This window comes from Jannaschia seosinensis (assembly GCF_001408515.1).
Classification (GTDB): Bacteria; Pseudomonadota; Alphaproteobacteria; order Rhodobacterales; family Rhodobacteraceae; genus Jannaschia; species Jannaschia seosinensis.
Map to the genome: position 1 here is coordinate 1 of NZ_CYPR01000076.1, position 2,310 is coordinate 2,310.

Here is a 2,310-nt window from a genome sequence, read left to right on the forward strand (position 1 = left end):
TCGTGGTCGAAACCCCGCCGCGTCATCGCCCGCGTCGAGGTTGGCCCCATGGGTCGGGACACCCGCTACATCGTCACCAACCTCGAGGGCGGCCGCGGCAAGCATCTTTACGAGAAGCTCTATTCCGCTCGCGGCCAGGCCGAGAACCACATCAAGGCGTGGAAGGCCCACCTCGCAGCAGACCGGACGTCGTGCTCGAAGGCGAACGCCAATCAGATGCGTCTGATGCTGCACGGCTGCGCCTACTGGATTTGGTGGAAGCTCCGCGCGGCTTGCCCAAAACGTTCACCATGGCGCCGCGCCCAGTTCGACACGCTGCGGCTGCATCTCGTCAAACTGGCCGCCACCATCGTCGAAAAGAAGACCCGGATCATCGTGACCCTGCCGGCATCGTGTCCCCGAAAGGGACTTCTCCTCCTTCTCTTCGACGCCCTCGCCCCACCGAAAACAGCCTGACGCAAGCGCCCCGACAAACCCCGAAACATCAACCCGTATCGCCCAAGACCCAAGTCACCGGCCGGCCTGCCAACCGGACGCAAACACCGGGTGCGCGCAAGAAAACCGAGACCGGGGAAACCATCCCACGGAGCACAAGTCCGCAGCTTCATGAATTATGCGGGTTAAGAGCCGTCAGCAGACTGAAATAAGAGCGGACAAGAAATCAAATTGTTGCGGGTCGCTCGATCTCCTCACGGGGAATCGGCCAAGGAACAAACAGGAGCTGTCGCTTAAGCCCGCTGCTTCAGGGGCGATCTGACACGCACATCAGTATTCGAAAACTTTGTCTCCATTGGCCAAGACGGCTCCGGTAATGCCTCGAAGGCTGGCTTCGCAAACAGATAGCCTTGCATGAGATCGATACCAAGCGTGCGGAGCGCCTCGTATTCACCCAGCGTCTCGATCCCTTCGGCAATGATGGTGACGCCCAGGTCGTTCAGCATGGGAACGGTGTGCTTCAGGATCGACCTCCGAGTCTCGCAGGTGTCGATGTTCCGGACCAGATGCATGTCAAGCTTCACGACATCGGGCACGAAATTTGCCAACAGGCCGAGGCCCGCGTATCCCGCACCAAAATCATCGATGGCAGTCAAGAAACCCAGCGATCGGTAGTGTTTCAGGATGCCGAGCAGATGCTCTGGATCCACCTTTTCGGACTCGGTGAACTCGAACATGATACGGTCATTGGGAAAGCCCGCATCCTTGGCCGCATCGAGAGTGACGCGGATACAGGCGCGCGGATTATAGACTGCGTTGGGCAGGAAGTTGATCGACAACATCGCGCCGTCTTTCGCAAGATCGAGCTCCGCGGCCTTGGCAATCGCGGTTCGGCGGCAGGTCTGGTCGAACGTGTAGCGCGTGGCCTCGTTCACGCGCGAAGGGACTGCTCCCGCGCCCGCGCCATCTGCGCCGCGCACCAAGGCTTCGTAGGCGAAAACGCTCTGCCCGCCGGCGGAAATGATCGGCTGGAACGCCATGGAGATCGGAACTTCGAATTCGGCCCCGTCGCGGCAGGCTGTGCAGGGCGAAAACATCTGTGTCATGACGCAAATCCTTGAGGAACAATCACAGAGCGAATTAGCCTGATAAACTTCAGAATATGTAAACGGCTAGAATGCCTAACATTTCTCAATGGGTAACAGGAATGTCACGGTTGTTTGAGGGTGTCTGGCGACATCGATCCAGATGAGACTGTTGCATTGGCTGGCTGCGAGCGAGGCCGGGTTCCCCGATCGGCGCTTCCGGCCGTTTCACCGGACAGAGACTGGGCAAAACCGATCTCTCCGCAGAACCCCGCCATCTCGGTCGGGATGTGGTTGTTCCTGATGGTCTGGATCGCCTCGATAGAGCAACCTGCGGTCTGGAAATTCTGCTGAGAGCGGGTCATGCATCCTGGCATTCCCATTTGATGTAGGCCTTGGTCTCGGAGGCCCATTTCTCGTCGATCTCTACGAGGACGGCGCTGACCAGTCGCAGCAGAGCGTCGTCGCTGGGAAAGACCCTGACCTTTACGGTGCGCCGCTTGAGCTCCTGCTGGACGGATCGCTCCATCGGGTTTGAAGTGCGCAGCCGGCGGCGATGGTGCTCGGGCAGCGTGAAGACCGCGAGCCCCTCGGGCGCGTTTTCCTCCAGCCATGCGGCCAGCTTCGGCGCAGAGGTGCGATAGCTGGCGACGATCTCTGCCAAGGCCGTTTCTGCCTTGGCGAGCGTGCTGGCATTCCACACGGTGCGCAGCTCAGCTCCGATGCGCTTGCGGCTCTCGACGTTCGGAGCGTGATGAATGGCGTTGCGCGCGAGATGGAACTGGCAGCG

General features: G+C 60.0%; 4 protein-coding genes. 1 reads left to right on the forward strand and 3 read right to left on the reverse strand.

Annotated features, from left to right (window positions below):
• On the forward strand, window positions 1–456 hold a 456-nt coding region (locus JSE7799_RS06365), incomplete at its 5' end, for a transposase (RefSeq protein ID WP_144431592.1).
• Between the two features lie 272 nt (window positions 457–728).
• Here the strand turns inward: JSE7799_RS06365 and JSE7799_RS06370 are convergent.
• The 3 genes from JSE7799_RS06370 to JSE7799_RS06375 all read right to left on the reverse strand — a co-directional run.
• Window positions 729–1,541 (reverse strand): EAL domain-containing protein, encoded by an 813-nt coding sequence (locus tag JSE7799_RS06370; RefSeq protein WP_083480331.1) that lies wholly within the window; start codon window positions 1,539–1,541, stop codon window positions 729–731.
• A gap of 104 nt (window positions 1,542–1,645) precedes the next feature.
• Window positions 1,646–1,885, reverse strand: coding sequence for a hypothetical protein (locus tag JSE7799_RS20365; RefSeq protein ID WP_144431593.1), 240 nt, complete (start codon window positions 1,883–1,885; stop codon window positions 1,646–1,648).
• On the reverse strand, window positions 1,882–2,310 hold a 429-nt coding region (locus JSE7799_RS06375; RefSeq protein ID WP_186201797.1), incomplete at its 5' end, for a transposase. The genes JSE7799_RS06375 and JSE7799_RS20365, both read right to left, overlap by 4 nt.

Bases quoted from the DNA above. Each gene is read 5' to 3' on its own strand.
- JSE7799_RS20365 (WP_144431593.1), bottom strand. From the start codon at position 1,885: ATGACCCGCTCTCAGCAGAATTTCCAGACCGCAGGTTGCTCTATCGAG.
- JSE7799_RS06370 (WP_083480331.1), bottom strand. From the start codon at position 1,541: ATGACACAGATGTTTTCGCCCTGCACAGCCTGCCGCGACGGGGCCGAA.